Raw genomic sequence first — 23,380 nt, 5'->3', positions numbered from 1 at the left:
CGCCGGCATCGGGTCACTGGGGCAGTGCGGTGTGTTCTCGCATGTTCCTGTCGCCGGTGTCGATCCAGATTGTGTTGTGCACGATGCGGTCCATGATCGCATCGGCGTGGACTGCTCCACCGAGCCGGGCGTGCCAGTCCTTCTTCGGGTACTGGGTGCAGAACACGGTCGAGCCGGTGTCATAGCGGCGCTCGAGCAGTTCCAGCAGCATCGAACGCATTCCCTCGTCAGGATGGTCCAGCAGCCACTCGTCGATCACCAGCAGCGAGAACGTGGAGTACTTCCGCAGGAACTTCGTCTGGCCCTGCGGCTTGTCCTTTGCCAGGGCCCAGGCCTCTTCGAGGTCGGGCATTCGGATGTAGTGGGCTCGGAGCCGGTGCTGGCAGGCCTGCTTCGCCAGCGCGCAGCCGAGGTAGGACTTCCCTGAGCCGGTGAAGCCCTGGAAGACCACGTTCTGTTGCCGCTGGATGAAGGAGCAGGTTGCCAGTTGCGCGATCACGTTCCGGTTCAGTCCCCGTTCCTCGACCAGATCCAGCCGCCGCAGGTCCGCTCCGGGATAACGCAGCCCCGCCCGGCGGATCAGACCCTCGACCTTTCCATGATTGAAGATGGAATGCGCCTCGTCCACGATCAGCTGGAGCCGTTCCTGGAACGACATCCCCAGCACGTGAGCCTCATCCTGGGCATCGATCGCGTCCAGCAGCGCGGTCGCGCCCATCTCGCGCAGCTTCCGCTTCGTGTCGTTATCGATCACGCTCACCGGACACCTCCGGCGTAGTAGTCGGCGCCACGGACGTATCCGCCGTCTTCCGCGGGTTCCTCGCGGGGTGGACGCAGGGCGGCGACCTTGTCCTGCCCGGTGGCCAAGATCGGGTGCAGATGCGCATAGCGCGGTGAACGGACCCGTCCCGTCAGCGCGAGTGCGCAGGCCGCCTCGACCCGATCTACGGAGAAGCGGCGAGAGAGCCGTAGCACCGCCAACGCGGGATCCAGGCCCTGTTCCACGATCGGCACGGACTCGAAGATCCGCTGGATCACGATCACCGTGGCCGGCCCGACCCGATCTGCCCACGCCCGCACCCTCTGCGCGTCCCAGGCCTGGAAACGCTCGCCCGCAGGTAGGTCCGCGTCGTTGGTGCGGTACTCATTGCTCGCGGTCTCCGGGAGCAGCAGGTGACTGGTCAGTCGCTGGCTGCCCTGATAGATCTCCAGCGTCCGGGCCGTGATGCGCAGATCGACCTTCGCGCCGATGTGCGCGAACGGCGCGGAGTAGAAGTTCCGCGCGAACGTGACGTGCCCGTTCCTGCCCACTCGTCGTCCGTAGTGCCATGTCGAGATCTCGTAGGGCACCGCCGGCAGCGGCGTCAGCAGCGGCCGCTCCTCCGCGTCGAACACGCTGGCGCGGGATCCGGGCCGCTTCTGGAACGGCTCCGCGTTATAGGCCTCCATCCGCTGCCCGATGGCGGCTGCAAGTTCGGGCAGGGACGTGAATCGCTGATCCCGCAGCCCGGCGATGACCCAGGTCGCGACGTGCGCGACGGTGTTCTCCACGCTCGCCTTGTCTTTCGGTTTCCGCACCCTCCCCGGGAGCACCGCCGCCGAGTAATGCGCTGCCATCTCGCGATACGCATCGTTCAGGACGATCTCGCCCTCGCGGGGGTGCTTCACCACACCGGTCTTGAGGTTGTCCGGAACGATCCTCGGGACCGTCCCGCCCAGCGCCTCGAACATCGCTACGTGCGCTCGCAGCCAGGACTCCTGGCGCATATCCAGCGCCGGGAAGCAGAACGCGTAACGAGAAAAAGGCAGGCAGGCAACGAACAAGAACACCTTCGAGACCTCGCCGGTGACCGGATCGGCCAGCTCCATCGTGGGGCCGGACCAGTCGACCTCCACGCTCTGGCCGGCCTTGTGACCGACTCTCGAAGCGGCACCGGTGACCATGACGTGGTGCTGGTAGGTGCGGCAAAACCGGTCATACCCCATCGCCGGATCCCCAGCCGCCGTGGTCGCGTCGAAGTACTCGCCGTGCAACAGCTTCAGCGTCACGCCGACCCTGGCCATCTCTCGATGGACCTGTTCCCAGTCCGGCTGTGCGAACACGCTCTCGTGCTCGCCCCGGCCCGGGAACAACCGGGCATACACCTGCTCATCGGCGACGTCCGCGATATCGCCCCACCCGATCCCTGCAGCGTCAGCGGCCTCGAACACCGCCCTCACGGACTTGCGGGACATGCCCTGCGAGGACGAAATCGCTCGCCCCGACAGACCTTCTGCGCGCAGCTGGAGCACCAGCTTCGCCCTGATCTTCCGTACCATTCCAGATTGCTCCTTCCGCCGCGTGCCCTATACACACGGCGGAAGGAGCGTAGACAGAGCGGCCCCAACGACACCACTGGTGGTCCCGAACGACGCCACCGCTACGGCAGCGACGTGGCACCCGAACCCTCGATCAGCGGACCCCAGCGAGGCGAATATTCAGAACGCGGAGGGTTCCCGGCCGGCGTGTTCCGCACCCTGCTGATCGGGTCGACGCAGGTCGATGCGGTGATCCGCGATGCGCGGGTGAAGGCCGTGACGCTCACCGGGTCCGAGCCCGCCGGTCAGGCCGTCGCCGCGACCGCCGGTGAGGAGATCAAGACGACGGTGCTGGAGCTGGGCGGTTCGGACCCGTTCATCGTGATGCCCAGCGCGGATCTGGACGCCGCCGTGGACACCGCCGTGGATGCACGGATGATGAACAACGGCCAGTCCTGCATCGCAGCCAAGCGGTTCATCATCCACGCCGACGTGTACGAGCAGTTCGCCGAGCGCTTCACGGAGAAGGTGCGACAGCTGCGGGTGGGCGACCCGCTGGATGCGCAGGTGGACGTGGGGCCGCTGGCCAGCCAGGGCGGGGTGGACGATCTCGCGGAGCTGGTGGACGACGCCGTCGCCACGGGAGCCTCGGTGCTGGTGGGAGGCCCGGATGCAGTCGCGGACCTGCCCGGCGAGGGGTTCTACTACCCGCCGACGGTGATCGCCGATCTGCCCGAACGGGCCCGTATGACGCGCGAGGAGACCTTCGGTCCGGTCGCGGCGCTGTACAAGGTGGCCGATGCCCAGGAGGCGGTGCGGGTGGCGAACGCGACCAGCTTCGGCTTGTCCTCCTCCGTGTGGACCACCGATGCCCAGGAGCAGGAGTACTTCGTGCAGGAGGTCCAGGCCGGCGGGGTGTTCGTCAACGGGATGACGGTCTCGAACCCGGCACTGCCCTTCGGGGGGATCAAGCGCTCCGGCTACGGCCGTGAGCTGTCCGCGGCGGGGATCCGCGAGTTCTGCAACCTCACCACCGTGTGGGCTGCCTGATGCTCATCCCACGGGCCCGCGGCCTGCTTCCCCGCATCTGGCGCTCCATGCCCTGGGTGCAGTGGCGGCTGCTGCACCTGACCCAGCCCACCTTCCTGGTGGCGGTGTGCGCGCTGCTGAGAACCGAGGACGATGAGTTCCTGCTGGTGCGGAACACGTTCTGGCCGAAGGGACAGCAGTGGGGCATGCCCTCCGGGTACCTCGAGCCGAACGAGTCCCTGGCCGAATGCGTCACCCGTGAGCTGCACGAGGAGATCGGCGGCGGCGTGGTGGAGGACATCCGGGTGCTGGACATGAGCGCCGGCCACCGGATGCGGGTGGAGATCCTGCTCGAGGGCACCGTGCGGGACCTGCCCTCTCGCAACGAGCACGAATCCGTCGAGGTGTCGGACCACCGCCTGGCCACCATCGACACCCTGCCCGAGGATCTGCACGACGGGCACCGGGAGAAACTGGAGGCGCACCTGCGGGAGGGGTGAGGGCACACTCGGCCGGTCAGGGAATCCGTCCTCGATCCCGGCAGGCGTCAGTCTCCGATCAGCGCCTCGGGCACCAGGCGGCGGCCGTCCACATCGGCCAGCAGCGCGGCGTCGATCTTCTCGCCGGCCCGCACGATGGTGAGGCTGCCGCGGTTCTCCAGGATCACCAGCTCAGCGTCCTCCACGCGGTGGATCCCGGCTCGGCGCAACATGGCCATCAAGTGCTCGGGCTGGAGGTGGCGGCGCTTCAGGTGCGCAGCGATCACCTGACCGTTCACCATCACCACCGTCGGCTGCGGTCCCTTCAGGTGCAGCACCTTCGAGGCCCCCTCATGGATCCGGCCCATCAGCGACTCGAGCACCATCAGGGTGCCGATCGCGATCAAGGCCCCCACCAGGGTGGGCGAGTTGCCCAGCATGGCGCGAGCCGCGATCGCCCCGAACAGCGCCACCAGGGTGAAGCTCAGCACCGAGGGGGCCGACATCAGCCGCGGCCCCAGCAGCTGCATCACCAGCGTGTACACGAAGTACAGCACGGTGGTGGAGATGAAGACGCCCAGGGCTCCCCAGCCGTCGACGCCGATCTGGAACCACAGGGGGTGCATGTCGTCAGGAGGCAGCATGCTTCGATTATCGGGGCCCGGCCGCGGCGCGACGGGACACGCACCGCGGCGGCCTCCCGACGGGCCACCGCGGCGACTTGCAGCGATCAGTGTGGGGCACCGCTGCAGGACTTTCGATCAGTTCGATCCGATCAGCCGCCGAAGCCGCCCATGTTGGCCATGTCCTTGAACCGCGAGTACTGGCCCTGGAACGCGACGGGGATGGTGGCGGTGGCGCCGTTGCGGTGCTTGGCCACGATCAGGTCGGCCTCACCGGCGCGCTGGGACTCCTTCTCGTAGTAGTCCTCGCGGTGGATCAGCACGATGAGATCGGCGTCCTGCTCGATGGAGCCGGACTCGCGCAGGTCGCTCATCATCGGGGTCTTGTCCTGGCGCTGCTCGTTGCCACGGTTCAGCTGCGAGATGGCGATCACCGGCACCTCCAGCTCCTTGGCCAGCAGCTTCAGTGCACGGGAGAACTCCGAGACCTCCTGCTGGCGGGACTCCACGCGCTTGCCGGAGCTCATCAGCTGCAGGTAGTCGATGACCACGAGCTTCAGATCGTGCTTCTGCTTGAGCCGGCGGCACTTCGCGCGGATCTCCATCAGCGACATGTTGGCGCTGTCGTCCATGAACAGCGGGGCATCGGTGATGCGGTTCATCGCCCGGGCCATCGCCTGCCAGTCGCGGTCGTCCATGGAGCCGTCGCGCATGCGGTTCATCGGCACCTGCGACTCGGCCGAGAGCAGACGCATGGTGATCTCGGTCTTGTCCATCTCCAGCGAGAAGATCACGCTGGCCTGGCCGTTGTGGATCGAGGCGGAGCGCAGCACGTCCATGCCGAGAGTGGTCTTACCCATCGCGGGGCGGCCGGCGAAGATGATCATCTGCCCGGAGTGCAGGCCCTGGGTGAGCTCGTCGAACTCCTTGAACCCGGTGGGGATGCCGGTGACCTGGCCGCCACGGTTCTGGGTGGCCTCGATGGTGTCCAGGGTGCCGGGGATGACCTCGCCCAGGGCCACGAAGTCCTCGGACTGGCCACGCTCGGTGACCGCGTACACCTGGGCCTGGGCCTCGTTGATGACCTCCTCGATCTCGCCACCGTCAGCGGCGTAGCCGAGCTGGACGATGCGGGTGCCGGCCTCCACCAGGCGGCGCAGGGTGGCCCGCTCCACCACGATGTCGGCATAGAAGCCGGCGTTGGCGGCGGTGGTGACCATGTCGATGAGGTCGGCCAGGTAGGCGCCGCCGCCCACCCGCTGCAGCTCGCCGCGCTTGGTGAGCTCATCGGAGACGGTGACCAGGTCGGCCGGTTCGCCGCGGCCGTACAGATCCACGATGGCCTCGAAGATCAGCTCGTGCGCGGGGCGGTAGAAGTCGATGCCGCGCACCTTCTCCACCACGTCGGCGATGGCGTCCTTGGACAGCATCATGCCGCCCAGCACGCCGCGCTCGGCGGCGAGATCCTGGGGCGGGGTGCGCTCCAGCCCGCGGTCGGGTCCAGCTTCGAAGGCCTCAGTCGATGTCACCGGACCAGTGTAGGAAGCCCGGCCGACATTCGAGGCCGACGGGGACCGACAGGGACGATCGCCACTGTCCCCTGTCCTGGAACGGCCCGGGGCCACTCGGGCCCGTAGGGTGGACAGGTCCCCCACCCTGGAGCTGCCGCGTGAGATACCTGGTCCTCGGCCTGATCGTCGCCCTGCTGGTGATGCGCCTGCTGCGCACCCGCTGGGCCGGGAAGCTGCTGGGCATCTCCCGCCGGGTGCTCGAGATCGCGCACCTGGTGCTGCTGCTGGTCACCGCGCTGATCGCCGGCATCGCCGAGGAATGGGTGCTGCTGGGCGTGGTGGGCGTGCTGCTGATCTGGGCGCTGGTGGACCTGGTGCAGGGGCGGCGGGATCGCGCACAGGATCGTCCGCGGAAAGCTCGGCACCACGCGGTTGAGCGCCGCTGAACTCGGCCGCGCGACCTGCGCTGACCGCCGGATGCCGTTCTACAGCTCCTCGACGTCCAGACGGTGGTCCCGTGCGGCGCCGGCGAGGCGGCGATCACCCGTCACGAGCGTGGCATTTCGCGCCAAGGCCAGGTGAAGCACTGCCACATCAGGGAGCTTCAACAGCGTGACAGCCCTCAGCACAGCAAGGTGCTCCCGTGCCTCCGGTGCCCGAAGGTCGATCGCTTCGACGTCCCCAGAAACCTGAAGTCCGAATCTCTCGAACCAGGAGTGCGCCTCCCGCAGGGCTTCTGCCCCGCCGGCGCGAGCAGGGCCCACCAGGAGCTCGATGTGCGTGAGCGGATGGATCAGCCACTCGCAGTCCGAGAGTTCATCGAGAACCGTGAGTGCTGAGTCGTGGAAACGATCTGACGGGTTCTGCACGGCGATCAGCGCACTCGCGTCGAGTACCACCACTCGACTCTCCCTGTGCGGCATCATTCCGGCCAATCCCCACGCAACTCTTGGAGGTACCCGGATGGGTACCATTCGCCAGCTTGAGGCGGAGGGTTTCGCAACGCCTCACGCCGACGCCGCGCCCTCTCTGCTCCCTCTTCCTCGAGTGACCGCGCGGCCTCCTCGACGAGCTTCGCGGCAACCTTCCCTCGACTGAGGTCGGGCCATCGACGCTGTCCAGCGTCGAGCGCGGCCGCGATCGAGTCCGTCTCCGTGATGATGTGGCGGGGTCGCGTCGTGGGCATACGCGAGTGTATCTCCGAAACAGTTCGGTGCAACACCCCGTGATGCACGTGAGAGATGGCATCACGAGGGCTGGCACCAGTCACGGAGTGAGGAACCGATCCTGTTCCGCGATCATCCTTCCGACACCCACACTCCCACCTGGATCTCAGCCCCGCCGTTCACCCCGTCCTTGAGGTCGAAGGGCGCAGGATCGATGCCGTGCCCCGGGGTCGTCTCGAGGAGCACCGGGACCGGTTCGGCGCCTTCGGCCAGGATCACCTCGGCCGACTGCGGCGTCTCCTGATCAGCAGCTGCGCGATACCCCGGCCAGAAGAGCGCAGCGTGTGCCGTCGCACCCGGCTCGAGGACGGCACCGAGCGCAGGGTCCTGGAGGTGTTCCTCCCCTGCGAGCGGTTCGTGCCGCAGGTCGATGGGGTCGCCACCTTGGGTGATCACGAGTTCGGGTCGGCCCCGAAGGGCGCACGGCTCCGTCGCGACGCTGTGGGCCCGGAGGACGGCGTAGGAGTTGCCGGTGACGCCGTCCCATCCACCGATGCTGAGGGGAGGGTGCCGGCCGGCCCCGCCCTGCGCGCCCCGCCCACCAGGGCGACCCCGACCGCCAGGGCGACCCCGACCGCCAGCGGGACCCCGCCCAGGCACAGATGTTTGTCGGAATTCGACCTCGAAAGCGACAAAGATCTGAGCTTCGGCACCGTAGGTTCGGGGTTCGGGGTTCGGGGTTCGGGGTTCGGGGTTCGGGTTTCCAGTGGAGGGCGCGGGGGATCGCGGGGTTCGAGTGCGGGGGGCGGACCCGATACTCGCCGATGCATGAGGACGCGGCGCTACGGATCGTCCATAGCGCCGCGTCCTCATGTGTGGAGCGGACACCGAGTTCGCAGGCGCGGAGGGATGGCCACGCTCGCCGCTCAGCCGGTGGGCAGGTGGGTCAGCCGTCCTTGCGGCGACGACCGTGGCCGGTGCCGAGCTCCTCGGCTGCCTTCTCGATGGCCTCGGGAGAGCCGTGGGGAGGCTCCTCCTCCGTCTGGTCCGACGCTGCAGCGGGGGCGGCGTCGGTCTCGGCCCGGCGCTCCACGGCACCGGCGGCCTCGGCCACGCCCTCGTCCCGGCGCTCCACGGCACCGCCGGTCTCGGTCTCGGCCCCGCGCTCCACGGCACCGTCGGTCTCGGTCTCGTCCCGGTCATCCACGGCACCGTCGGTCTCGGCCTCCGCCTCGTCAGTCTCCGGCCCGTGGCTCTCGACCACCTTGGAGGCCGCGGCGGTGCCGCCGTGGCCGTCGGCAGCGAGCTTGCGGGGCCACCACAGGTGACGGCCCAGCTCGGTGCCGATGCCCGGCACCTGCAGGGTGCGCACCAGGAAGGTGTCCACCAGCACGCCGAACGCCACGATGAACGCCAGCTGCAGCAGGAACAGGATCGGGATCACCACCAGCGCCGCGAAGGTGGCGGCCAGCACGATGCCGGCCGAGGTGATCACGCCACCGGTGAGGGCCACGCCGCGGATGATGCCCTCACGGGTGCCGTGGCGTTCGCTCTCCTCCCTCACGCGGGTCATGAGGAAGATGTTGTAGTCGATGCCCAGTGCCACCAGGAACACGAAGCCGTACAGCGGCACGGCCGGATCGGCCCCGGGCAGGTCCAGCACGTGGTTGAACACCAGCGCCGCCACACCCATCGCGGCCGCGAAGCTCAGCACCGTGGTGACCACCAGCATCAGCGCCGCCACGATCGCGCGCATCAGTGCGATCAGGATCAGCGTGATCACGATCAGCACGATCGGGATGATCAGGTTGCGGTCGTGGATGGAGGCGTCGTTGGTGTCGACGTCGGTGGCGGTGTCGCCACCCACCAGCACGTCGTCGCCGTAGGCCGCGCGCAGTTCGCGCACGGTGTCCTGGGCGGCAGCGGAGTCGTAGGGATCGGTGAGGGTGGCCTGCAGCAGCACCTTGCCCTCGGACACGGTCGGCTCGGCCACCGGAGCGTTCGGATCCGGGATGGAGCCGACGAACTCGCCGTCCTGGAAGGCCAGCTGACCGGCAGGGTCGTCGTTGGCGGTCAGCGACACGGACTCCACGCCGTCCAGGTCCGCGGCGGTCTGGGCGGCCTCGGCCGCGTCGGCTTCGGGGGCCAGGATGTATGCGGGGGTGCCGGAGCCGCCGGGGAAGTGCTCGGCCAGCACGTTCTGTCCGTCGCGGGCGTCGGAGGCGGTGAGGATCAGGTCGCTCTGGGCAACGCCCTCGGCCTTCAGGGTGGGGAAGAACGCCGCGCCCAGGATCAGCAGCAGAGTCACACCCACCCAGATGCGGCGGGGGTGGCCCACGGTGTACTTGCCGATGCGGCCGTACACGCCGTGGCCCTTGACGACCTGGTCCAGGGTCTGGTCGGCGCGGGCCACACCGGTGACACCCTCAGCATCCTCGGTGCCCTCGGCGTCCTCACCGGCGTAGCGGGGCACGCGAGGCCAGTAGGCGACACGGCCGAACAGGGCCAGCAGGCTGGGCAGCAGGGTGAGGGCAGCGAGGATGGCGCACAGGATGCCCACTGAGGCCACCGGGCCCAGGGCACGGTTGGACTCCAGGTCGCTCAGCAGCAGGCACAGCAGGCCCGCGATCACGGTGCCGCCGGAGGCGATGATCGGCTCGATCGACCCCTTCCAGGCGGACTTCAGCGCGGTGACGTGGTCACGGCTGCGCTCGAGCTCCTCGCGGTAGCGGGCGGTCAGCAGCAGGCCGTAGTCGGTGGCGGCACCGATCACCAGGATGAACAGGATGCCCTGCACCTGACCGTTGAGCAGGAACAGGCCGGCGTCGGCCAGCAGCCAGTTCACCAGCACCGCCACGCACAGGGCGAACAGGGAGCTGGTGAGCACCAGCAGCGGCAGGATCACCGCGCGGTACACGATCAGCAGGATCACCAGCACCACGGCGAAGGCCACGACCAGCAGCAGGCCGTCGATGCCGGAGAACGCCTCGGTGAGGTCGGCGGAGAAGCCGGCGGGTCCGGTGACGTACACGTCCACGCCGTCCACGGTGTCCTTGAGGCTGGTGCGCAGCGCCTCGACGGTCTCCACCGCGTCGGCGTCGGCGTCGATCGGCACGAACACCTGCAGGGCCTGGCCATCCTCGGAGGGGATAGGCGGGGAGGCCTCGCCCACGGCGGCATCGTCGGCGGTGGTGGACTCAACGGCGTCGGCCACCTCGGCGATCTGCTCCTCGGTGAGCTCCTCACCGCCTGAGCTCTCGGCGACCACGATCGCGGGGATCTCGTCGCTCTCGAAGAAGCCGGACTGCGCCTCCTGCACGGCCGTGGACTCCGCGCTGGAGGGCAGGTAGGTGGTGGGGTCGTTGGAGGAGACCTCGCCTATGCGGCCGAAGAAGGGGCCGCCGATGCCGGCCAGGGCCAGCCACACCAGGGTCAGGATCGCTGGGATCAAGATGCGGGCCAGACGCGCCTTACCGCGGGGCTTGGAACTGCCCTTGTCGGAGCCCTGGGAGCCGTTCCCGCCGGAGCCGTTCTTGCCGGAACCACTCTTGCCGGAGTCGCCCTTGCCGGAACCGTTCTTGCCGGTCACCGGGGCATCCGTCGCGGTCGCGGTGGAGCCCCCTGCAACGGGGGCGTCGTTCGCGGAGCTCTCAGGGGAGCGATCAGCTCGGTGGGTTCCGGGCATGAGGGTCACCTTCCACGGCTGGAGGCCGGATCGCGGGGGTGGCGGCACGGACGACTGCCCGTGCGGTACCATCGACACGATTGTTAACGTAGTTAGTTAGCGGCTTCCGCATCGTAGACCATGTCGCCTGGGCGGGGTCTACCGTGTGGGGCATTCCTGTGAGGTAACTCGGACGAAAGCGACGTGAACCAGAACATCTACTCCCCGATGTCGAACGACCCCCATGGGGTCCTGTTCGACCGCAACGCCGTGTCTGCGGCGGAGCTCGCCCAGATCGGCGAGCTCTTCGGCGCCATGGGCGCACTGCGCGCGGTGGAGCGGCGCATCGGTGATGCCTCGCAGGAGTACATGAAGCTCAACGCCACCGCCATGCGCGCCATCCATGCCCTGATCGTCGCCGAGAACGAGGGCTCGCTGATCACCCCCACCGGCCTGGCCGAGCACCTGGGGATCTCCACGGCCGCGGTGGCGAAGATGGTCGCCAAGCTCGAGACCGACGGGCACGTGGTGCGCCACCGTCATCCCTCGGACCGTCGTGCCCAGACCCTCACCGCCACCACTGCCACGCGGACGGCGGCGATGGACACGATGGGGCGCACGCAGTCCAGCCGGATGCGCGCAGCCCTCGATCTCACGGCCGACGAGCGCGATGTGGTGATCCGCTTCCTGCGCCGCACGGCCGAGGACCTCGCCGCGTCACTGGACGACGAGAGCTGACGATCGACCCCTGGGGTCGGCGCCCGGGTCCAGGCTCCACGGTCGCCCCGATCCCCACCCCTCGGCCGCCCGGGTCCCGGCACCTCAGTCCCGGCGGGGCATCCCCACTATTCAGTCCCGGCGGGGCATCCCCGCGATGTACGCGGCCTGGCCCACGTGCTGGGCGGCGTCATCGATGATGCTCACCAGCCGCGCACCGCACGTCACCGGCGGGTCGTAGGAGTAGTCGATCACCTGGTCCAGATCAGTTTCCTCCAGCGTGCCGAGGTAGCCCAGCAGCGCGTCGGTCGCGGCATCCAGGTGGTCCAGCAGCAGCTCCGCATCGTCGCAGACGATGGACCGTGCCTGCTCCGGGGTGTGCCCGTAGCCGATGTCATCGGCGGCCTCCCCCAGGCCGAACCGCTCCTGGAATCCCTGGGAGGTCCACACCGGCTCCTGGTCCCAGAGGTGGGCGACCTGCGCGTCGATCTCGCGGGCGGTGTGCCACAGCAGCCAGGCCACCGAGTTGTCGTGCCCGCCGGGATGGGCGCCGAGCACCGAGGGATCCAGCCGGTCCACCAGCTGGTGGGCGGCATCTCGCGGGCGGGTGGCGGCGTCGCGCAGGATCTCCAGGGCGTTCATCGTCCGTCACCTGCCACGATGTCGGCCCCCTCGGGATGCCGGTTCACCCAGCTCTCCACGAAGGGGCAGATGGGGTTCACCGTGAGCCCGTCGCGGCGGGCCTGCGCGAACGCCGCGTGCACGAGGGCCGAGGCGGCGCCATGGCCGCGGTGCGCGGGGTCGGTCGCGGTGTGGATCAGTTCGATGCTGTCGCGGAGGCGCTCGTACTGCAGGATCCCCACGGTCTCCCCGTCGATCACGGCCTCGTAGCGGGAGGCCGAGGCGCGGTCACGGACCTGCACCTGGCCGTGCTGCTCACCGGATCCGTCCGGGGCATCGACGCCGCGCCGATCACGCGTGAGCGGGGCGGCACGGTCCTCGTAGTCCTGCTCGATGTGGGGCTGGTCGGCGTCGTCGGTCATCACGCTGCGCTCCTCAGGGAGTGGCCCGCCTCCGGGGCGGACGATCGGTGGCGTCGCCCCCTACGGTACGCCTCAGGGGCAGGCCCACCGGGTACGGCCCGTCCCGGCAGGAGATCGGACCGGAACCCAGCGCAGGCAGGTGCGGCCGTGCGACGATGCAGGGCGTGACGACGCATTCCCAGCACCCCTCCCCCGCCGATGATCCGCACCCGGAGCCGGAGCACCGCACTGCTTTCGCACAGGCCTCCGACGCACTGCAGCGGCATCGTCCGCCCTCCCCGGTGTGGGGCGACGAGCGCGACGCGGTGAGCATCGCCCTGGAGTGGGCGGCAACGCACACGGCCCTGGCCTCGGACCCGAAGGCCACCGCCCGCAGCGCCCATGACCTGCACGCCGAGGTGGGCGAGACCATCACCGCCGGTGGCATCGGCGCCGAGCGGGCGATGGAGCTGTTCGACGAGGTGCTGCTGCCGGCCACGCGTGCCTCCGACGACCCGATGAACCTCGCCTACATCCCCGCCGCCCCCACCCGGGCAGCGGTCGCCTTCGACACCGTGGTCTCCGCCGCGAACGTGTTCGGCGGGCTGTGGGAGGGCGGCGCCGGTGCGATCTTCGCCGAGAACCAGGTGCTGCGCTGGCTGGCGGACCTGCTGGGCTGGCCGGCCGATGCAGCCGGGGTGTTCGTCTCCGGAGGCACCAACGGCAACCTCTCGGCCCTGGCCACCGCACGTGAGCACGCCCGCCGCACCCGTGGCGGCAAGCCTGCCGGGGGCTGGGCCCTGGCCTGCGCCTCCACCGCCCACTCCTCCGTCTCCTCCGCCGCCAGGCTGCTGGACATGGAGGTGGTGATGGTGCCGGTGGATGCCAATGGGCACCTCACCGGCGAGGCCCTGGAGCCGCTGCTGGCCGCCGACGAGCGGATCTGCGCCGTGGTGGCCTCCGGGGGCACCACCAATGCCGGGATCGTGGATGACCTGGCCTCGGTGGTGGAGGTGGCGCACCGGCACGGCGCCTGGGTGCACGTGGACGGCGCCTACGGGGGCGCGGCACTGACCGCCCCCAGTACCCGGCACCGCTTCGACGGGATCGAGGAGGCCAACAGCTTCATCGTGGACCCCCACAAGTGGCTGTTCGCGCCCTACGACTGCTGCGCCCTGCTGTACCGCGACCCGCGCCCGGCCGCGGCGGCGCATGCCCAGCACGCCGCGTACCTGGACTCGATCGACCGCGGCGAGTCCAACCCGGCCGACCTCGCCGCGCATCTCTCGCGCCGCACCCGTGGACTGCCGCTGTGGTACTCGCTGGCCACCCACGGTACCGACGCGTACACCGCCGCGGTGGAGCGCTGCCTGGCCACCGCCCGCACCGTCGCCGAGGCGATCAAGGACAGCGAGCACCTGGAGCTGCTGCTGGAGCCGGAGCTGTCGGTGGTGGTGTTCCGTCGCCGCGGCTGGGACCAGGACGCCTATCGCACCTGGTCACGACGTCTCGCGAAGGACGGCGTGATACTGTGCGTCCCCACCGCCTACCAGGGGGAGCCAGCGCTTCGGCTCGCCTTCGTGAACCCCTCGGTGGAGGCCGACGCGGTGATCGAGGTGCTCACGACGACCATGGGCGAGGCCGACGGGAGCTGAAGGGGTCAGACGCTCGGCCCCTCAGTCCCCAGCGAGCCGATCGACCAGCTGCGCCACCCGCTGGGCATCCTCCTCGGCATCGATGGCCAGCCAGCCCCGATGCGCCCTCCGCGCGGCCTTCTGGGCCTGTTCGCGCTCCCCCCGTTCGGCGAGCAGTGCGGCGTGGCGCTCGTCCAGGTACGCGGCCCAGTAGCGGGCGCGGGCGTCGTGCCCCGGGGGCATGGCGTCGATCGCCTGCAGGGCCTCGCGGCGGCACTGTTCCACGTCGTCCGGATCCACGTCCTCCTCGCCGCGCCCCGCTGCGGCGCCGAGAGTGATGAAGCGCCCCACCAGGGCGTCCACCCGGTGGTCCCACAGCAGTTCGGCGGGCAGTACGGGGCGTCCGCCGTCGGGCCGGGTGCGGCGCTCCACCTGCGCGGCGGCGGACAGTGCCAGCGTCGTCTCCTCCAGGTCCATCGCCCGTCGCATCACCAGGGACTGGGCCTGCAGCTCGGTGAGCACCATGCGGGAGCGTTCGGGGCCGGAGGTCGCGAGGTCGTCGGCCAGCCAGTGGGCACTGGCGGCCACCTGCCTCAGCTCCACCAGCTGCGCCCGCGCATCACCGGTGCGCTCGTGGATGCTGGCACCGAGGCGGGCCGCCTCCATGCCGGCCCTGCGGTCCCGTTCCTGGCGTGCGATCAGTCGGGCCTGCTCCAGCGGTACCCAGGCGGCGTCGTACCTCTCGGCGCTGATGCGCTGGGCGGCCACCGCGAGCAGGGGGGCGGTGCGGTGGGCGTCCCGTCGCAGGGTGCGCTGCAGGGACAGCAGGCGCCCGGCCGTGAAGTTCGCGTGGGCGGGCAGCTCGGCCCGCATCAGCGCGTGCAGCAGGTCGGTGATCAGGCCGATGCGCAGCGGAGGGTCGTCCACGGTGCGCAGGCTCAGCAGGGCATCCACCGCGTGGTGGGAGGCCAGGACGGGGTGCGCCTCGCCGAGGGTGCGGGCCAGCAGGGCGTTGGCGGAGGTGCGGGCGCGCTGCGGATCAGCGGCCGCCTCCGGGCCCTCGTCCATCCTCTCCAGGACGTCCAGCGCCAGGGTCGTCGCTGCGGCGGGGTCTCCTACGGCTTCGAGTGCCTGCGCCAGGCGCACCATGAGCAACGGCTCCGGGTCTCCCAGCAACTGGTCCTTCACGGTCGGCAGTGCTTCCAGCGCGGCGCGCAGGAGGCGCACCTCGCTGCGCGGATCGGCCTGACCCCAGCGCAGGGAGGGGTCGGACTCGCCCCCGGCGCGGTCGGTGTGCCCTCGCAGGGCGGGTGACTGCATCCCGCGCACCACGGCGAGCAGTTCGGCTGTGACCTGGGTGCGCTCTCCGCGGCGGCGTCCTGACGGTTTCGGGGCCTGAGCCGCGGTGCCCAGAGCGGCGGTGCGGGCCTCGCGCCTCCAGCTGGGGCCGCTCTCCAGCAGCACCGTCGCGGTGGCCGCTGCCTGCGCCCGATGTCCGCTCCGACGCAGGTGGGTGACCAGTTCGGCGGCGGCCTGCTCGCACGGCTCCCCACTGCCCACCAGGACGGAGGCCAGCAGTCGCGCCCGCAGCAGCTCCATGCGGTCCCGTGCCGTGGTCGGGCCCGACTGGGTGCGGGTGCGTTCTGCGAAGTGCTCGGCAATCGCCATCGCATCGCGGTACCTCTCAGCGTGCAGCAGGTCCATCACCCGATGGGCCGCGGAGAGGGCGTCGTGAGGAGCAGGGGCCGGCAGTTCAGGTGGCCGCAGTGCGATGCGGAGGTCGTCCAGCTGAGGCGGTGAGAGCTCACCGTCGGCACGCCCCGGAACGGGGATGCTGTCGGGTCCCAGAGCGCTCACGCCCCGAACTTACCAAGCCCCTCCCCCCCGGGCCCATGGGTGGCCACGGATTCTCACACAGCCGAGCAGGATCCGGTCGAGACGGACTCGACCGGGGCCGCGATTCAGGCAAGGTGCGCACGACCGTCAGAGCTCACTCGGCCGGGGCGGAACTCAGCCTCAGAGGGGACGGGACTCAGCCGCGCCGGGGCTCAGTCGTCATCGTCGTCATCATCATCATCGTCGTCGTCGTCGCACTCCCACTCGTCGTCGTCCCATTCGCACAGCCCCGAGGGGCGCGGGGGGCGGGAGGGGCCGGAGCTCTTGGAGCCTGAGCTCTTCGGCTTGCTGGATGTGGAGGAACCGCTCGAGCTGCTGGAGCCAGAGCTCCGGGCGCCGGAACTGCTCGATCCGGAGCTCCTGGCGCCGGAACTGCTCGATCCAGAGCTCCGGGCGCCGGAACTGCTCGATCCAGAGCTCCGGGCGCCGGAACTGCTCGATCCCGAGTTCGACGCACCGCTCTCCGCCTTGCGCGGCGCGGGGGCCGGGGCTGGGGCAGGCGCCGGTTCCGGCGACGGTGAGGACTTCATGGGACCCACCCCGGTATCGGAGTGGACACCGCGCACGGGCTGCTGGGTGGCCCGTGGCTTGGGCAGTGCGACCACGGAACCGTCGCTCTCCGGGACATCCCCAGGGAGCACCTGGCCCGCGGCGCCTGCATCGGCATCGGCATCGGCATCGGCATCGGCATCGGCATCGGAGGAGGCTTCGGCAACGGAGGATGCTTCGGCGCCCGCCTCGACCCCGCCGCCGTTCCTGGCGGCCTCGAGATCACCGGAGTCGGGCACGGCACCGCCGAGGGCGGGCTCCTGGCCCACCACGATGCCCGGCATGTCGGCCGGGACGTCGTCCACGGCGGGGAGCACGGCGAGGCCCACCGCGCCGACGCCCACCACCACCAGCGCGGCAGCTGTCCGGAGAGTCTTCATGGCCACGATCGTGACCGGCGGCGATGAGATGCCCGTGAGCACTTCATGAGAGACCTCTCATAAAGCCGTCGTCGGCGATGTCGCGGACCGAGGGAACGCCCGGCGGGGTCGCGGAGCAGGGGAACACCCAGCGGGGTCGGGAACCAAAGGTGCACCCGGCGGGGTCGGAACGGAGCCCGTGGCGATCAGGCCGCCGGGTCGACGATCTTGTACCCCGCACCGCGCACGGTGACGAAGCGCGCCGCCCCCAGCTTGCCGCGAAGGTACCCCACGTACACGTCCACCACGTTGGAGGCGCCCTCGTAGTCGTATCCCCACACCTTGGACAGCAGCAGGTCGCGGGTGAGCACCTGGCCGGGATTCTCCGGGAACACCCGTGCCATCGTGAACTCCCGCGAGGACAGCTCCACGCTGCGCTCCCGCTGCTGCTCGGCGTCCTGGAAGGTGGCCAGGCGGGTGCGCAGGTCCAGCTGCAGGTCCCCCAGGGTCAGCACGTCGCTGCCGGCGGAACCGGCCCCGGCCGTGGCCTCGCGGGCCCGCAGCTTCACCCGGGCCAGCAGTTCCTCGAAGCGGAAGGGCTTGGCGATGTAGTCGTTGGCGCCGTCCTCCAGACCCTGCACGGTGTCCTCCACGCCCGAGCGGGCGGTGACCATCAGGATCGGGATGTCCACGTCCATGCCGCGCAGCGCCTTGAGCACCTGGAACCCGTCCATGCGGGGCAGGCCCACGTCCAGGATCATCAGGTCGAAGTCGCCGCTGGAGCCCAGGTCCAGGGCACTGATGCCGTCCTCCACCACGGTGCAGGCGTACCCGTTGGCCTTCAGCCCCTTCTCCACGAAGCGGGCGATGCGGGGCTCGTCCTCCGCGATCAGGATCCTCATGCTGTGCTGCTCCGTTCGGGGCGGGGGGATTCGTGGTCGGCAGTGTCGGGGATGGTTCGTGGGGAATCGGGAGCTTCGTCCTGACGCCGGCCGGTGCCGGAACGGGCGTCATCGGCCCCGGAGCGGACGTCGCCGGCCCCGTGGCTCGCGTCGCCATCACCCCTGACTCCATCACCCCCGACGTCCTCGCCCCCGGCGCCTTCGCTCCTGACGCCCTCGCCGTCGCTGCCGTCGTCGCCGAAGCCGTCACCGCCGTCGACGAACTGGGGGAAGACGATAGAAAAGGTCGATCCGTACCCGGGCTTCGAGGCCAGCCGCACCGTGCCGCCATGGCCCTCGGCGATCGCCAGCACGATCGGCAGGCCGAGGCCCGAGCCGTTCTCACGGGAATGGTCCACCCGGGCGAAGCGCTCGAAGATGCGCAGCTGATCCTCGGGGGCGATGCCGACCCCCTGGTCGCGCATGCTCACATGCATCTCGTAGCCCTGGGCCCCCAGCACCCGCGCCACCGAGAACACCACCCGGGTGCCCTCCTCGCTGTACCGCACGGCATTGGCGGCCAGCTGCACCACGGCCTGGGTGAGGCGCTGCTCGTCGGCCTCGGCGACCACGTCGGCCACCTGCTCCAGCACCCAGTCGCCCTCGGCGATCCTCTCGATGCGGGCGAAGGCGGAGCGGGCGAACTCGGCCATGTCCGTGGGGCGGGGCTTGACGTAATCGGGACGGGCCGAGGCGGCCAGCTCGGACAGGTCCCCCACCACGCGGCCCATCCGGTCCAGCTCGTCCAGGGCGATCTCGTGGGACTCGCGCACATCGGCCGCGTCGTCCGGGTCGGTCATCTCCAGGGTGCCGCGCACGATGGTGAGCGGGGTGCGCAGCTCATGGCCCACATCGCTCATGAACCGGCGCTGCTCGGCGAAGCCGGACTGGATGCGCTCCAGCATGCGGTTGAAGTTCGTGGCCAGCGCGGCGATGTCGTCGCGCCCCTCGGGCACGGGGACGCGGTGCTCGAGGTCCTCGACGGTGATCTCCTCGGTGGCCTCCCGCAGCGCCTCCAGGGGCTTCAGCAGCTTCCCGATCACCAGGTAGCCGGCCCACCCGGCGGTGATCACGGTGAGGGTGGCCAGCGCGATGTAAGTGGTGACCGAACGCCACAGGGCCCGCTTCTGCACCCCGATGTCGCTGGCCACAACGAAGATGCCCTCGCTGGGATCGCCCGGCACCTGCACCGACACCACCAGTGCCCGCACCGCGGTGCCGTTGATGTCCAGGTCCAGCCATGAGGAACTGCCGGGCTGGTGCGCCTCCCGGATCCGATCCAGCGCCTGCGGCGAGTCCATCAGCTCGAAGTCCTGCACGTTCGGCTTGTACTTGGGGGTGCCGTCGATGAGGGCCAGCACGGACTCGTTGTCCGAGGGAACGAGCGAGAGGGTCGCCGTCGCCAGCAGGTCGTCGACCGTCTCGTAGACGAGCGTGCCGTCCTCGTCCTCGGACTGGGCGATCACCTCGAGCTCGCGCTTCTCCTGCAGCAGCTCACTGGTGATGCGCTCCTCCAGCACCCGGAACTGCGCGACGTAGGTGAGCAGCCCCGTGATCGCCAGCCCGCCCACCATGAACGCCAGCAGCGCCGACAGCACGCGCGTGCGCACCGTCCACCCGCCGGCGCCGGTGCGCAGCAGGCCGCGGCGGGGACGCGTCGAGGGCATGGGGGCATCGTATGCGGCCGACGGGCCCCGGTGCAGGTGAGACCCGCGCCGGGCAGACGGGGCTCACTCCTGGCGGGCACGGGCTCACTCCCGGCGGGCGTGAACTCAGACCGGACGGGCGGGGTCCGGGCCTCGGGGAGACGGGCCGGGTCCGGGCAGTGCAAGCGGTCTCCGGGCCGTGGCGAAACTCGTGAGTGGACGCTGGTGGCTGTTTTCAGGCCCGAGAACAGCCACCAGCGTCCACTCAGTTCCGGCCGAGGCGCCGCTTCACGATGCCCACGATGCCGCCGCGCTCCTTCAGGGAGCGCCGCCGCGTGGCCGTGTGGCCGCGCTCCACGGTGCCGGGGGTGACCGACCGGGAGGGGGAGGTACCGGGGGTGACCGGGGTGACCGACCGGGAGGGGGCGGTGCCGAGGTCTCGGTCCACGTGAGCGTCAGCAGGTGCGACGGCATCTGAGGGCACAGCCGATGACGCAGCCGACGACGCAGGAGCGGTCGAGGTGGACGGCGCGGTGGACCGGGTGCCGGCCGCATAGCCGTCGCCCCCGCTCTCGCGAGCCCCATCACGCCCGGCCCGCTCGTCGGCGCGGCGCTCACGCTCGATGCGGCGCTCCTCGTCACGCGCCTCGTCGCGGATACGGCGCTTCTCCCCCGGGCCCTCGGCGATGCGGTACAGCACCGGCACGATGATCAGGGTGAGCAGCGTGGAGGAGACCAGGCCACCGATCACCACCACCGCCAGCGGCTGCGCGATGAACCCGGCGCTGCCGGTGATGCCCAGCGCCATCGGGATCAACGCGAAGATCGTCGCGGCCGAGGTCATCAGGATCGGGCGCAGACGCTTCTGGGCACCGGTCATCAGGCCCTCGTCCAGGGTCATCCCGTCACGGCGGTACTGGTTGACCAGGTCGATCAGCACGATCGCGTTGGTGACCACGATGCCCACCAGCATCAGCATGCCGATCATGGAGGGCAGGCCCAGCGGCACCCCGGTGAGCACCAGCAGGCCCAGCGAACCGGTCGCGGCGAAGGGGATGGAGACCAGCAGGATCAGCGGCTGGATCAGGGACTTGAAGATCCACACCAGCAGCACGTAGGTGAGCAGGATCGCCACCACCAGAGCCAGCACCAGCTGCCCGAAGATGGTCTCGATGTCCTCCGCAGCACCGCCGGTGCTGGCCTGCACGCCCTCCGGCAGGTCCACCGCGCTGATCGCCTGACGGGCCGCATCCGCGGTGGCGCCCACGTCGTCGGACGCGGCGGGGGTGAGGGACACGGTAACCGTCTCCAGCGAGTTCTGGGAGCGGATCATGGGCCGCTCCAGGGTCTCCTCGATGGTGGCGACGTCGGTGACCGGGAACCCTGCGATCTGCATGTCCTGCAGCTCCTGGAGGGTCTCGATGCCCTCGCCCTGCTCCACGAAGATGTCCAGCTCCGCATCACCGATGGTGACCTGACCGATGGCGGCTGGGAACAGCTGCTGGGCCACCAGGCCCACCACGGCCTCTTCGGTGAGCCCGCGCTGGGCTGCGGCCTGGCGGTTCACGGTGATCACCGCGGTGGGCTGCTCGCCCTCGAGGTCGGTGGATACCTCTTCGACGCTGTCCGGCAGCGGGTCCAGCTCGGCGATGATCAGGTCCACGGCCTGTTCGCGGTCCTCGGGGGTGGGGCCGGTGACCAGGATGTCCACGGTGGAGGAGCCGATGGCGCCGGCGTCGAAGGAGTCCTCGATCTCTCCGGCCTCCGGCATGTCCTGCAAGGTGGTGAGCATCTGCTCGCGCAGGGCCTCCTGGTCGGCCTCGGAGTCGGTGGTGACCTGGTAGGTGATCTCGTTGCTGGCGCCGCCGAAGCCGAACTGGGAGCCGCCGATGGTGGTCTGGACGACGTCCACGCCGTCCAGCGCGCCCAGGGCCTCCTCGGCGTCCATGGCCTTGGCGCTGGACTCCTCCAGGGTGGTGCCGGCGGGGAGGGTCTGGGTGTACGAGGCGATGTTCTGCCCGGTGTCGCCGAGGATGTTGATCTTCAGCAGCGGGTACAGCGCCACGGTGCCGCCCAGGATGGCCACGGCGGCGAGCAGGGCCAGGAAGCGGTGGCGCAGCGACCAGGCGAGGGTGGGGCTGTACATCCGGTGCAGCCAGCCGCGCTCCTCCTTGGCCTCAGCGGCGTCGCGCACCTCGGCCACGGCGTGCTCGTCGTCGGGGTCCAGGTCCTGGGCGGCCTTCGGGGGCCGCAGGAACCAGTAGGCCAGCACCGGGACGATCGTCAGCGCCACCACCAGCGAGGACAGCATGGCGATCGCGACGGTGAGGGAGAAGGGGCGCAGCAGCTCCCCGGCCCAGCCGGAGACCACCGCGACCGGCAGGAACACGACCACCGTGGCGAGGGTGGAGGCGGTGATGGCGCCGGCCACCTCCCGCACGCCGTCGATGATCGCCCGCCGCCTGGTCTTGCCGTAGGTGAGGTGGCGGGTGATGTTCTCGATCACCACGATGGAGTCGTCCACCACGCGGCCGATGGAGATGGTCAGCGCCGCGAGGGTGAGCATGTTCAGCGTGTAGTCGCTCAGCAGCATGCCCACGAAAGCCATCAGCAGCGACATGGGGATGGAGATGGCGGTGACCACGGTGGGTCGGACGGCCCGCAGGAACACCAGGATCACGGCGATCGCGAACAGCAGGCCCAGCAAGCCTTCCTCGGCGAGCGCCAGGATCGACTCCTGGATGAAGGGGGCCTGGTCGAAGACGACCTGGCTCTCGGCGGCGCCGCCCACCGAGGGCAGCAGCGAGTCCAGCTCGGCGGTGACGTTCTCGGAGACGTCCACGACGTTGCCGTCGACGGTGGTGTTGATGACCATCACCAGCGACTCGCGGCCGTTGGTGCGGGAGATGCTGGTGGCCTCCTGCTGGGTCTGCTCCACGGTGGCGACATCGGCGAGGGTGGTGGGCGCCTGCGTCGGGTCCACATCGGCGCCCTCGGGGGGCATCAGCACCATGGTCTCGAGGGCCTCGAGGGACTCCAGGGGCACGCCGATGGTGACGTCGAGGGACTGGTCGCCGTCCACGACGGTGCCGCCGGGGATGGACAGGCCGTTGGCGTCCAGCGCCTCGGTGATCGAGCCGGTGGACAGGCCGCGCTCGGCGAGGGCCTGCTCGTCAGGGGTGATCTTCACGATCTGCGGCGGGGCGCCGACGACGATCACGCCGGAGACCCCCTCGATGCGCTCCAGCTCGGGGACCACGGAGGAGTTCAGGCGGTCGGCGAGGGTGGAGGGGTCCAGGTCCGAGGAGATGGAGAGCACCGCGGCGGGGATGTCCCCGGTGCCACCGGCGATGACCTGCGGTTCTGCTCCCTCGGGCAGCTGGTCCTCGATGCGGGAGATCGCGGCCTCGACCTGGTTGGAAGAGCGGGCCATGTCGGTGCCGTAGGTGAGCTCCACGGTGACCATGGAAAGGCTGGACTGCGAGGTGGAGCTGGTGCCCTCCACGTTCTCCAGGCCGCGCACGCCGTTCTCGATGGGGTCGCTGATGCGGTCCTTGACCTGCTCGCTGGAGGCGCCCGGGGAGGTGGTGACCACCTGGATCTGCGGCAGGGACACCGACGGGATCAGCTCCTGGCGCAGCATCGTCATGCTCATGGCGCCGACGATGGCGACGACCACGCACACCAGAGCGATGAACGCCCGGTTGTTGAGGCTGAGGGTGGCGAGGCGGTGCATGGGTGCTCCTGGGACGCGCAGACGGGATGCGGGGACGCGCCGATCACGAAGCGGGCTCGCGGAGCAGGCACCGGATCAGAAGATGCGCCGCCGAGCCCGTCGCGGACCGG

At 70.0% G+C, this 23,380-nt stretch carries 19 protein-coding genes; 5 read left to right on the top strand and 14 right to left on the bottom strand.

The window, feature by feature from the left end; all coding sequences use genetic code 11:
• Window positions 1-13: 13 nt before the first annotated feature.
• Both JOD52_RS00565 and istA read right to left on the bottom strand, forming a co-directional pair.
• Window positions 14-760, bottom strand: coding sequence for an ATP-binding protein (locus JOD52_RS00565; RefSeq protein ID WP_338124028.1), 747 nt, complete (start codon window positions 758-760; stop codon window positions 14-16).
• Window positions 757-2,319 (bottom strand): IS21 family transposase, encoded by a 1,563-nt coding sequence (gene istA / locus JOD52_RS00560; RefSeq protein WP_204408388.1) that lies wholly within the window; start codon window positions 2,317-2,319, stop codon window positions 757-759. The genes JOD52_RS00565 and istA overlap by 4 nt, the downstream gene beginning before the upstream one ends.
• A 114-nt stretch (window positions 2,320-2,433) precedes the next feature.
• Between istA and JOD52_RS00555 the strand changes: the two genes are divergently transcribed.
• Both JOD52_RS00555 and JOD52_RS00550 read left to right on the top strand, forming a co-directional pair.
• On the top strand, window positions 2,434-3,348 hold the full coding sequence (locus tag JOD52_RS00555) for an aldehyde dehydrogenase family protein (protein ID WP_338124029.1): 915 nt from the start codon (window positions 2,434-2,436) through the stop codon (window positions 3,346-3,348).
• Window positions 3,348-3,827 (top strand): NUDIX hydrolase, encoded by a 480-nt coding sequence (locus tag JOD52_RS00550; protein WP_204408452.1) that lies wholly within the window; start codon window positions 3,348-3,350, stop codon window positions 3,825-3,827. The genes JOD52_RS00555 and JOD52_RS00550 overlap by 1 nt, the downstream gene beginning before the upstream one ends.
• 47 nt (window positions 3,828-3,874) lie before the next feature.
• On the opposite strand, the gene JOD52_RS00545 is transcribed toward JOD52_RS00550, so the two are convergent.
• Window positions 3,875-4,450: a DUF421 domain-containing protein gene (locus JOD52_RS00545; protein ID WP_204408451.1), complete on the bottom strand. Its 576-nt coding sequence runs from the start codon at window positions 4,448-4,450 to the stop codon at window positions 3,875-3,877.
• A 131-nt stretch (window positions 4,451-4,581) separates the two neighbouring features.
• Window positions 4,582-5,958 (bottom strand): replicative DNA helicase, encoded by a 1,377-nt coding sequence (gene dnaB, locus JOD52_RS00540; RefSeq protein WP_204408450.1) that lies wholly within the window; start codon window positions 5,956-5,958, stop codon window positions 4,582-4,584.
• A 140-nt stretch (window positions 5,959-6,098) separates the two neighbouring features.
• Between dnaB and JOD52_RS00535 the strand changes: the two genes are divergently transcribed.
• Window positions 6,099-6,386 (top strand): hypothetical protein, encoded by a 288-nt coding sequence (locus JOD52_RS00535; protein WP_017824820.1) that lies wholly within the window; start codon window positions 6,099-6,101, stop codon window positions 6,384-6,386.
• 39 nt (window positions 6,387-6,425) lie between these two features.
• Here JOD52_RS00535 and JOD52_RS00530 read toward each other — a convergent pair whose 3' ends face one another.
• From JOD52_RS00530 to JOD52_RS00520, 3 genes are all read right to left on the bottom strand, one after another.
• Window positions 6,426-6,839 (bottom strand): PIN domain-containing protein, encoded by a 414-nt coding sequence (locus JOD52_RS00530; RefSeq protein WP_204408449.1) that lies wholly within the window; start codon window positions 6,837-6,839, stop codon window positions 6,426-6,428.
• A gap of 399 nt (window positions 6,840-7,238) precedes the next feature.
• A complete protein-coding gene (locus JOD52_RS17830; protein WP_376983385.1) occupies window positions 7,239-7,979 on the bottom strand; it encodes a DUF4232 domain-containing protein in 741 nt (246 codons plus the stop codon).
• Window positions 7,980-8,052: 73 nt separating this feature from the next.
• Window positions 8,053-10,791: an MMPL family transporter gene (locus tag JOD52_RS00520; RefSeq protein ID WP_204408447.1), complete on the bottom strand. Its 2,739-nt coding sequence runs from the start codon at window positions 10,789-10,791 to the stop codon at window positions 8,053-8,055.
• 183 nt (window positions 10,792-10,974) lie between these two features.
• Here JOD52_RS00520 and JOD52_RS00515 point away from each other — a divergent pair, with 183 nt between their 5' ends.
• Window positions 10,975-11,508: a MarR family winged helix-turn-helix transcriptional regulator gene (locus JOD52_RS00515; RefSeq protein ID WP_017824824.1), complete on the top strand. Its 534-nt coding sequence runs from the start codon at window positions 10,975-10,977 to the stop codon at window positions 11,506-11,508.
• Between the two features lie 111 nt (window positions 11,509-11,619).
• Here the strand turns inward: JOD52_RS00515 and JOD52_RS00510 are convergent, their stop codons facing one another.
• Both JOD52_RS00510 and JOD52_RS00505 read right to left on the bottom strand, forming a co-directional pair.
• The gene (locus tag JOD52_RS00510; protein ID WP_204408446.1) at window positions 11,620-12,129 is read right to left on the bottom strand and encodes a mycothiol transferase; all 510 of its coding nucleotides are present in this window, start codon (window positions 12,127-12,129) and stop codon (window positions 11,620-11,622) included.
• Window positions 12,126-12,530, bottom strand: a complete 405-nt coding sequence (locus tag JOD52_RS00505; protein WP_204408445.1) for a GNAT family N-acetyltransferase — start codon at window positions 12,528-12,530, stop codon at window positions 12,126-12,128. The genes JOD52_RS00510 and JOD52_RS00505 overlap by 4 nt, the downstream gene beginning before the upstream one ends.
• Before the next feature lie 155 nt (window positions 12,531-12,685).
• Here JOD52_RS00505 and JOD52_RS00500 point away from each other — a divergent pair, with 155 nt between their 5' ends.
• The gene (locus JOD52_RS00500) at window positions 12,686-14,164 is read left to right on the top strand and encodes a pyridoxal phosphate-dependent decarboxylase family protein (protein WP_204408444.1); all 1,479 of its coding nucleotides are present in this window, start codon (window positions 12,686-12,688) and stop codon (window positions 14,162-14,164) included.
• Between the two features lie 21 nt (window positions 14,165-14,185).
• Here JOD52_RS00500 and JOD52_RS00495 read toward each other — a convergent pair whose 3' ends face one another.
• The 5 genes from JOD52_RS00495 to JOD52_RS00475 form a co-directional block, all read right to left on the bottom strand.
• Window positions 14,186-16,000 (bottom strand): hypothetical protein, encoded by a 1,815-nt coding sequence (locus JOD52_RS00495; protein ID WP_259841834.1) that lies wholly within the window; start codon window positions 15,998-16,000, stop codon window positions 14,186-14,188.
• 191 nt (window positions 16,001-16,191) lie between these two features.
• Window positions 16,192-16,968 (bottom strand): hypothetical protein, encoded by a 777-nt coding sequence (locus JOD52_RS00490; RefSeq protein ID WP_204408443.1) that lies wholly within the window; start codon window positions 16,966-16,968, stop codon window positions 16,192-16,194.
• Window positions 16,969-17,153: 185 nt separating this feature from the next.
• Window positions 17,154-17,849, bottom strand: a complete 696-nt coding sequence (locus JOD52_RS00485) for a response regulator transcription factor (protein WP_204408442.1) — start codon at window positions 17,847-17,849, stop codon at window positions 17,154-17,156.
• Window positions 17,846-19,555 (bottom strand): sensor histidine kinase, encoded by a 1,710-nt coding sequence (locus JOD52_RS00480; protein ID WP_204408441.1) that lies wholly within the window; start codon window positions 19,553-19,555, stop codon window positions 17,846-17,848. Before JOD52_RS00480 ends, JOD52_RS00485 begins: the two co-directional genes overlap by 4 nt.
• Window positions 19,556-19,799: 244 nt before the next feature.
• A complete protein-coding gene (locus JOD52_RS00475) occupies window positions 19,800-23,270 on the bottom strand; it encodes an efflux RND transporter permease subunit (protein WP_204408440.1) in 3,471 nt (1,156 codons plus the stop codon).
• Between the last annotated feature and the right edge of the window lie 110 nt (window positions 23,271-23,380).

Origin of the sequence: Brachybacterium muris (assembly GCF_016907455.1) — a bacterium.
Classification (GTDB): Bacteria; Actinomycetota; Actinomycetes; order Actinomycetales; family Dermabacteraceae; genus Brachybacterium; species Brachybacterium muris.
This window is presented reverse-complemented; position numbering and strand designations above follow the sequence as displayed.

Excerpts from the sequence above, each read along its gene's own strand:
- istA (WP_204408388.1), bottom strand. The coding sequence starts at position 2,319 with ATGGTACGGAAGATCAGGGCGAAGCTGGTGCTCCAGCTGCGCGCAGAA.
- JOD52_RS00550 (WP_204408452.1), top strand. The coding sequence starts at position 3,348 with ATGCTCATCCCACGGGCCCGCGGCCTGCTTCCCCGCATCTGGCGCTCC.
- JOD52_RS00545 (WP_204408451.1), bottom strand. The coding sequence starts at position 4,450 with ATGCTGCCTCCTGACGACATGCACCCCCTGTGGTTCCAGATCGGCGTC.
- JOD52_RS17830 (WP_376983385.1), bottom strand. The coding sequence starts at position 7,979 with ATGAGGACGCGGCGCTATGGACGATCCGTAGCGCCGCGTCCTCATGCA.
- JOD52_RS00520 (WP_204408447.1), bottom strand. The coding sequence starts at position 10,791 with ATGCCCGGAACCCACCGAGCTGATCGCTCCCCTGAGAGCTCCGCGAAC.
- JOD52_RS00510 (WP_204408446.1), bottom strand. The coding sequence starts at position 12,129 with ATGAACGCCCTGGAGATCCTGCGCGACGCCGCCACCCGCCCGCGAGAT.
- JOD52_RS00505 (WP_204408445.1), bottom strand. The coding sequence starts at position 12,530 with ATGACCGACGACGCCGACCAGCCCCACATCGAGCAGGACTACGAGGAC.
- JOD52_RS00500 (WP_204408444.1), top strand. The coding sequence starts at position 12,686 with ATGCAGGGCGTGACGACGCATTCCCAGCACCCCTCCCCCGCCGATGAT.
- JOD52_RS00490 (WP_204408443.1), bottom strand. The coding sequence starts at position 16,968 with ATGAAGACTCTCCGGACAGCTGCCGCGCTGGTGGTGGTGGGCGTCGGC.
- JOD52_RS00485 (WP_204408442.1), bottom strand. The coding sequence starts at position 17,849 with ATGAGGATCCTGATCGCGGAGGACGAGCCCCGCATCGCCCGCTTCGTG.
- JOD52_RS00480 (WP_204408441.1), bottom strand. The coding sequence starts at position 19,555 with ATGCCCTCGACGCGTCCCCGCCGCGGCCTGCTGCGCACCGGCGCCGGC.
- JOD52_RS00475 (WP_204408440.1), bottom strand. The coding sequence starts at position 23,270 with ATGCACCGCCTCGCCACCCTCAGCCTCAACAACCGGGCGTTCATCGCT.